Here is a 6,814-nt window from a genome sequence, read left to right on the forward strand (position 1 = left end):
GCGGCGTTTAGACTTGCCGCTGTATGACGACCTACCGCAAAGAGTCGGACACGATGGGCACCCTGGACGTGGATGCCAGCCGTTACTGGGGCGCGCAGACGGAGCGCAGCATCCACAACTTCCCGATCGGCCGCGACACGTTCGTGTGGGGCCGGCCCGTGATCCGCGCGCTGGGCATCCTGAAGAAGGGCGCGGCGCAGGCGAACGCGGACCTGGGTGAACTGCCGCGCGACGTGGCGGACCTGATCGTGCAGGCGGCGGACGAGGTGATCGCCGGAACGCTCGACGAGCATTTCCCGCTGGTGGTGTTCCAGACCGGGTCGGGCACGCAGAGCAACATGAACGCGAACGAGGTCATCAGCAACCGCGCCATCGAGATCGCGGGCGGCGAGCTGGGCAGCAAGAAGCCGGTGCACCCGAACGATCACGTCAACCGCGGTCAGAGCAGCAACGACACCTTCCCGACCGCCATGCACATCGCGGTGGTGCTGGAACTGAACGAACGCCTGTACGGCAGCGTGGGCAAGCTGCGCGACACCCTGCACGCCAAGGCGCAGGAGCACGCGGGTCTGGTGAAGGTGGGGCGCACGCACCTGCAGGACGCCACGCCCATCACGCTGGGTCAGGAGATCGGCGGCTGGGTCGCGCAGCTGGACTACGCGCTGGCCGAGGTGCGGCACGCGGGTGAGGGCCTGCTGGAGCTGGCGATCGGCGGCACGGCGGTGGGCACCGGCCTGAACGCGCACCCGCAGTTCGGTGATCTGGCCGCGAAGAAGTACGCCGAGGAGACCGGTTTCGCGTTCCGCAGCGCGGAGAACAAGTTCGCGGCCCTCAGCGCGCACGACGCCCTGGTGCAGACCAGCGCGGCCCTGCGGACCCTGGCGGGCGCGCTGATGAAGATGGCGAACGACGTGCGCTGGCTCGCCAGCGGGCCCCGCAACGGCATCGGGGAGATCACCATTCCCGAGAACGAACCCGGCAGCTCCATCATGCCCGGCAAGGTGAACCCCACCCAGAGTGAAGCGATGACGATGGTCGCCACGCGCGTGTTCGGCAACGACGCGACCGTGGCGTTCGCGGGCAGCCAGGGGAACTTCCAGCTGAACGTGTTCAAGCCGGTGATGGTGCACGCCGTGCTGGAAAGCATCCGTCTGATCTCGGACGCCTGCCTCGCCTTCAACGACAACTGCGCGGTCGGCATCGAGCCGAACGTGGAGAAGATCGAGCACAACCTCAGCATCAACCTGATGCAGGTCACGGCGCTGAACAAGCACATCGGCTACGACAAGGCCGCCGCGATCGCCAAGAAGGCCCACAAGGAGGGCAGCAGCCTGAAGGAGGCCGCGCTCGCCCTGGGCTACGTCACGGAAGACGAGTTCGCGCAGTGGGTCGTGCCGCTGGACATGACGCATAGCTGAACCACAGCTGAACCCCGCACCAGTACGCAGAGAGGAGCGCCCAGCCGGGCCGCTCCTTCTTGCTGTACCGGGGTGCGCCGCCGGGTAGCCGTCAGGAAGACGCGAGGGCGTCACGTCTACGCTGGGCGTCACCTGGGCGGGTCTTCAGTCCGGCGTCAGGTGCCGTTGTTACGCTGGGCAATCACAGGTTCCGTGTAACCTGAATGTCCGCCCTGCCCTCCACCCCTGCCCCGACCTCCGGAGTTCACCTGATCCCATGCGCCGTTTCCTGATTACCCTGCTGGCCACCCTGTCCGCTTCAGCTCCCGCTGCGGCCCTGCAACTGATCGTGTGGGACCGCGACCTGTCCACCAAACTGGGGGACGGCGAGAGCAGCGGCGGGAAGGTCACGGTGCGGCTGGCCGGGGATTACAGCGGCCCGGTGGTGGTGCTGTTCGCTCCCAGTGACGAGGAACGCGCCCGGAACGCCTTCCCGGGCCTGAAGAGCCGCTACGTGGGCAGTCTGGTGAACGGACAGCTGAACATCATGGCCGAGGAGCGGAGCGCCGCGCAGTCCATCACGAAGTTCCTGAGCGGCTACAGACTCACGGCCACGGTGCAGGTGGCGTCGGCGGCCCTGAGCCTGCCGGGCCTGCGCAAGGCGCCCCCCTCAGCACCCAACCGCTGACGGCGGCCCGACCGAATCTGGAGATTACCGTCAGAAATCTCGCAGATTTCATCAAGGCGCTGTGCATGGGTGAAGCGTAGGATCACGTCACTGCGTTCGCCCGAATCGGACGCCTGCTCAAGGAGAACCATGCTGGCTCAGATCCTCGTTGTTGAAGACGACCCCCACCTCGGCCCACTGCTCAAGGATTACCTGTCAGCGGACTATCAGGTGCATCACGCCGCCACCCTGCGCGACGCCCAGGCGTGGCTGGGAACGCACACCGCGCAGCTGATCCTGCTCGACCTGAACCTCCCGGACGGCGACGGCCTAGATCTGGTGCAGGCGCTGCGGCAGTATTCCTCCACGCCGGTGCTGGTGCTCTCAGCACGCAGCGGCGTGCAGGAGCGGGTGGCGGGCCTGAACGCCGGGGCGGACGACTACCTGACCAAGCCGTTCGCGATGCCGGAACTCGACGCGCGCATCTCGGCGCTGCTGCGCCGCACGGCTGCCGGGACCGGCGTGAACCTGGGCAACACCAGCCTGTCCACCAGCAGCCTGCTGCTGACCGTGAACGACAAGAACATCAACCTCACCGAGCACGAGGCGCGGATTCTGGAACTCATGATGCGCACGCCCGAGCGGGTGTTCTCACGGGCGGACATCGAATCGCACCTGTACGGCTGGGAGACCCCGAACAGCAACAGTGTGGAGGTCCGGATCTCGCAGCTGCGCAAGAAGCTGGAGCAGGCGGGCAGTGACCTGCGCATCCGCACGATCCGCAACGTCGGGTACGTGCTCCAGGCCTGATGATCCCCGGGGCGCGGCCCGTCACGACCCCGGCCGGGGCGCGGCGGGCCGCGCTGCTCACGCCCGGCGCGGGCCTGTACTCGGCGCGGGTAGCGTGGCGCCACAGCCTGCGTTTCCGGCTGGCCCTGACCTACAGCGCCCTGAGCGCCGCGCTGCTGATGCTGATCACGCTGGGCGTCGTGTCGCTGCTGCTGTCGCGCATGGAGCAGCAGTTCGTGGACCGCCTGAACGACCGCGCCGACACGCTGGCCGCCGCGTTCACGAACCTGGGGGGCGGCTTCGGGAAGTCGGCCACGGGGGCTGGGGCATATACGCTGGTCATCGACCTGGACGGGCAGGTCATCGCGGCCAGTCCGGCCCTGCGCGAGTTCCAGAACTCCCCGTATCCCTTTGGAACGCTCTCGCGGGTACCGGTGCAGGGCACCACCGTGCGGGCCGTGAAACGCAAGGCCGGGAATTTCGGCACCTTGTGGGTGGGCCTGCCGGAAGACGACCTCATCGCCGCGCGCCAGAGCGCCCTGAGTGCGCTGCTGCTCGCCCTGCTGACCGCGCCGCTGATCCTGCTGCTGACCGGCTGGTGGGTGGGCCGCCGCGCGCTGGCGGGCCTGGAGGGCGCCGCGAATCTGGCCGACCGGCTGGACCCGGCCGTGAGCCTCGCGCCGCTGCCCCTCCCGGCCCGCGAGGACGAGGTGCAGCGCCTGCTTGTGGCGATCAACAGCCTGCTGGGCCGCATCGAGGCGCAGCAGGCGCGGGAAAAGCAGCTGCTGGGCCAGATCGTGCATGAGCTGGGCGCGCCGCTGACCGTCCTGAAGGCCAGCCTGAGCCGCGCCGAGGCCCGCCTGGGCGACCCGGAGGTGGCCCGCGCGGCGCTGGTGGCGGACGAACTGACCTTCACCACGCAGGACCTGATGCAGCTCGCCCGCGGTCAGCTGGAACTGAAGTTGGCGTGGCACTACATCCCGGCCCGGACCCTGCGCGAGCGGCTGGACCGCCTCGTGCCGGGCACGACCTTCACCGGGGACTGGGACATCGGGATCCTGTGCGACCCGGACCGGCTGACGCAGGCGCTGCGCAACCTCCTGGCGAACGGGCGGCGGCACGCGGGCGCTGACGGCACGGTCACGCTGGACCTGCGCGAGACGCCCGAGCAGCTGTGCTTCCGGGTCCGGGACTCCGGACCGGGCCTGCCGCCGGAGCTGGGCGAGCAGATCTTCGAGCCGTTCGTGAGTGGCGCGGGCAGCAGTGGCCTGGGCCTGAGCGTGGCGCGGCAGATCGCGCGGATGCACGGGGGGGACCTGAGCGGCACGAACCACCCGGACGGCGGGGCGCTGTTCACCCTGACGCTGCCCGGCGCGGCGCTGGGTGACGATGGGGACGATCTGGACGACGCGGACGTGCTCGACGAGCCGCCCCTTACCCGATCGGGGGCATAGGCACCTGAGGCGTGGGGAGCCGGGCAGCGCCCCTATGCTGACCGGGTGACCAGTCCGCTGTTCGGCCCGCCCGCCCCCGTCCCCCCGACGAACGGCGCGCCCTGCTGGCCCTGCGCTTCTGTGCGCAGCTCGGCCCGCGCCGGATCGAGGCGCTGCGGACGTATTTCGGGTCGGCGGCCGGCGCGTGGCAGGCGCCGCTGCGGGACCTGCGCGAGGTGCCGGGCCTGGACGCCCGCGCCGCGCAGGCCGTCGGGACCCCGGCCGCCCTCACCCGCGCCGATCAGGAACTGGCCCGGGTGGCGCAGGAGGACGTGACGCTGCTGCTGCGCGGCCTGCCCGGGTACCCGGCGGCGCTGGACGCGCTGGGCGACCCGCCCGCCGCCCTGTGGGTGCGCGGCCCGCTGCCGGAGCTGCCGACCGTGCCCCGCGCCATCGGGATCGTGGGCACCCGCGCCGCCAGTCCGCACGCGCAGGCGTTCACGCGGATGCTCGCGGCGGACCTCGCCCGCGCCGGGGTGGTCGTCGTGAGCGGACTGGCACGCGGGATCGACACGGCCGCCCACGGCGCGGCCGTCGAGGCCGGTGGGGTCAGTATCGGCGTGCTGGGCAGCGCCGTGAACCGCGTGTACCCCGGCGAGAACGCCCGGCTGGCCGCGCAGCTCACGCTGATCAGCGAGTACCCGCTGGATACTGGACCCGCGCAGCACCACTTCCCGACCCGCAACCGCCTGATCGCCGCGCTGAGCGCCGGGACGGTCGTCGTGGAGGGCGAACGGAAATCCGGGTCGCTGATCACCGCCACGCACGCCCTGGAATGCGGGCGGACGGTGTTCGCGGTGCCGGGCCGCGCCGGGGACCCGCGCGCCGCCGGACCGCACGCCCTGCTCCGCGACGGCGCGGTGCTCACCGAGGGGGCCGCCGACCTCCTGACCGAACTGGGCTGGGGCAGCGTTCCGGCCGCCCCGCTGCCGGACCTGCCGCCCGAGCAGACGCGGGTACTGGCGGCCCTGACGGGACCCGTCACGCTGGACGACCTCGTGACCGCCACGGGTCTGCCGCTGCCGGACGTGCAGACGGCGCTGGTCATGCTGAACCTGCTGGGCCTCGCCGAGGAGGTCGGGGGCCGCTGGGTGCGGCGCTGAGGGCGGCTACGCGTGTTGCGGGCCGAAGTCCTTTTCCACCGTGACGCGCGGCTCGCCGCTGATCGTCACGCCCTCCTGCGCGGGGTCGCTCAGCTGTCCCAGCAGCGGTGCGAGGCCCACCGCGAGCGTCCCCCCCTCGCCGGCCACATCGTGCCCAAGCGGGTCGAGGGTCAGGGTCCAGCCGCCGCCGGGCCAGCCCACGTGGGTGTGCAGCGGCTCGCCGCGCTGCAGGGCGGCCAGTTCCAGGTCGTCGATGCGGACGCGGACGCGTCCCGGCGTGAACCTCACCTTCATGGGTGACAGGATAGGCGCATGGACATCCTGGTTCTGGGCGGCACGCAGTTCGTGGGCCGGCACATCGTGCTGGCGTTCCTGGCGGCGGGGCACCGCGTGAGCATCCTGACGCGCGGCCGTACGCCCGACGAGCTGCCCGCAGAGGTCGAGCGGCTGCGCGGCGACCGGGGCGAGGCGGAGGGCCTGGACGCCCTCGCGGGCCGGTCCTGGGACGCCTGCGTGGACGTCAGCGGGTACCTGCCGTCCGCCGTGCGCGCCAGCAGCGAGGCCCTGCGGGGCCGGGTGGGGCGGTACGTGTTCATCAGCACCGCCAGTGTGTACGCCGAGCCGGACCGGCACCCCGTGCGCGAGGAGGATCCTCTGCTCCCCGCCGCCGCCGAGGACACCACTGACGTGACGGGCGAGACGTACGGCCCGCTGAAGGTCACCTGTGAACAGATCGTGCAGGGCCTCTACGGCCCGGACGCGACGATCCTGCGGCCCCAGATCGTGGCCGGGCCGTTCGATCACACCGCCCGGTACCCGTACTGGGTTGACCGGGCGAGCAGGGGAGGGGAGACCCTGCTGCCCGGGAACGGGGCAGATCACGTGCAGGTGATCGACGCGCGGGACCTGGCGCGCTTCACGGTGCAGGTCGTCGAGGGGAACGTGGGCGGCGTGTTCAATCTGGCCGGGCCGCGCCTGAGCTGGGCGCAGTTCGCGGAGGTCCTGGGAATTCAGGAGCCGGTCTGGGTGGACGCGGCGCAGCTGGAGGCGCTGGGCCTGGGCTTCCGGGAACTGCCGCTGTTCATCCCGGAGAACGGGGCGCAGGCGGGCCTGATGGATATCAACGCCGACCGGGCCCGGCAGGCCGGCCTGACCCTGACGGCCCCCGAGGTGACCGCGCGGGACACCCAGGCCTGGAGTGAACAGGCCGGGCTCACCTACGCCCTGACCCCAGCGCGCGAGGCCGAGGCCCTGGCCGCAGCGCCATAACTGAACCGAGAGAGAAACCTCTTCTCTCCGGCAGGGGAGAGAGGGGCGGTGGTATGCTGGCTCCCGCTCAAGAGTGCCTTAAGGGAGGTGCGCCTT

The 6,814-nt window shown here is 71.0% G+C and carries 7 protein-coding genes; 6 read left to right on the top strand and 1 reads right to left on the bottom strand.

What is annotated here, in order from left to right; all coding sequences use genetic code 11:
- The first annotated feature begins 23 nt into the window (after positions 1 to 23).
- From fumC to dprA, 5 genes are all read left to right on the top strand, one after another.
- Complete coding sequence (fumC, locus tag AUC44_RS15975) at positions 24 to 1,418, top strand: class II fumarate hydratase (protein WP_062159589.1); 1,395 nt, start codon at positions 24 to 26, stop codon at positions 1,416 to 1,418.
- 256 nt (positions 1,419 to 1,674) lie between these two features.
- Positions 1,675 to 2,085 (top strand): hypothetical protein, encoded by a 411-nt coding sequence (locus AUC44_RS15980; RefSeq protein WP_062159590.1) that lies wholly within the window; start codon positions 1,675 to 1,677, stop codon positions 2,083 to 2,085.
- A gap of 129 nt (positions 2,086 to 2,214) precedes the next feature.
- A complete protein-coding gene (locus AUC44_RS15985) occupies positions 2,215 to 2,874 on the top strand; it encodes a response regulator transcription factor (RefSeq protein ID WP_062159591.1) in 660 nt (219 codons plus the stop codon).
- On the top strand, positions 2,874 to 4,307 hold the full coding sequence (locus AUC44_RS15990; protein WP_062159592.1) for a sensor histidine kinase: 1,434 nt from the start codon (positions 2,874 to 2,876) through the stop codon (positions 4,305 to 4,307). Before AUC44_RS15985 ends, AUC44_RS15990 begins: the two co-directional genes overlap by 1 nt.
- A 101-nt stretch (positions 4,308 to 4,408) precedes the next feature.
- Positions 4,409 to 5,449, top strand: a complete 1,041-nt coding sequence (dprA, locus tag AUC44_RS15995; RefSeq protein ID WP_062159593.1) for a DNA-processing protein DprA — start codon at positions 4,409 to 4,411, stop codon at positions 5,447 to 5,449.
- A 6-nt stretch (positions 5,450 to 5,455) separates the two neighbouring features.
- Here dprA and AUC44_RS16000 read toward each other — a convergent pair whose 3' ends face one another.
- Positions 5,456 to 5,743, bottom strand: coding sequence for a hypothetical protein (locus AUC44_RS16000; RefSeq protein ID WP_062159594.1), 288 nt, complete (start codon positions 5,741 to 5,743; stop codon positions 5,456 to 5,458).
- An 18-nt stretch (positions 5,744 to 5,761) separates the two neighbouring features.
- On the opposite strand from AUC44_RS16000, the gene AUC44_RS16005 reads away from it, so the two are divergent.
- A complete protein-coding gene (locus AUC44_RS16005) occupies positions 5,762 to 6,718 on the top strand; it encodes an NAD-dependent epimerase/dehydratase family protein (RefSeq protein WP_062159595.1) in 957 nt (318 codons plus the stop codon).
- Positions 6,719 to 6,814: the final 96 nt, after the last annotated feature.

Origin of the sequence: Deinococcus actinosclerus, from assembly GCF_001507665.1 — a bacterium.
Lineage (GTDB): Bacteria > Deinococcota > Deinococci > Deinococcales > Deinococcaceae > Deinococcus > Deinococcus actinosclerus.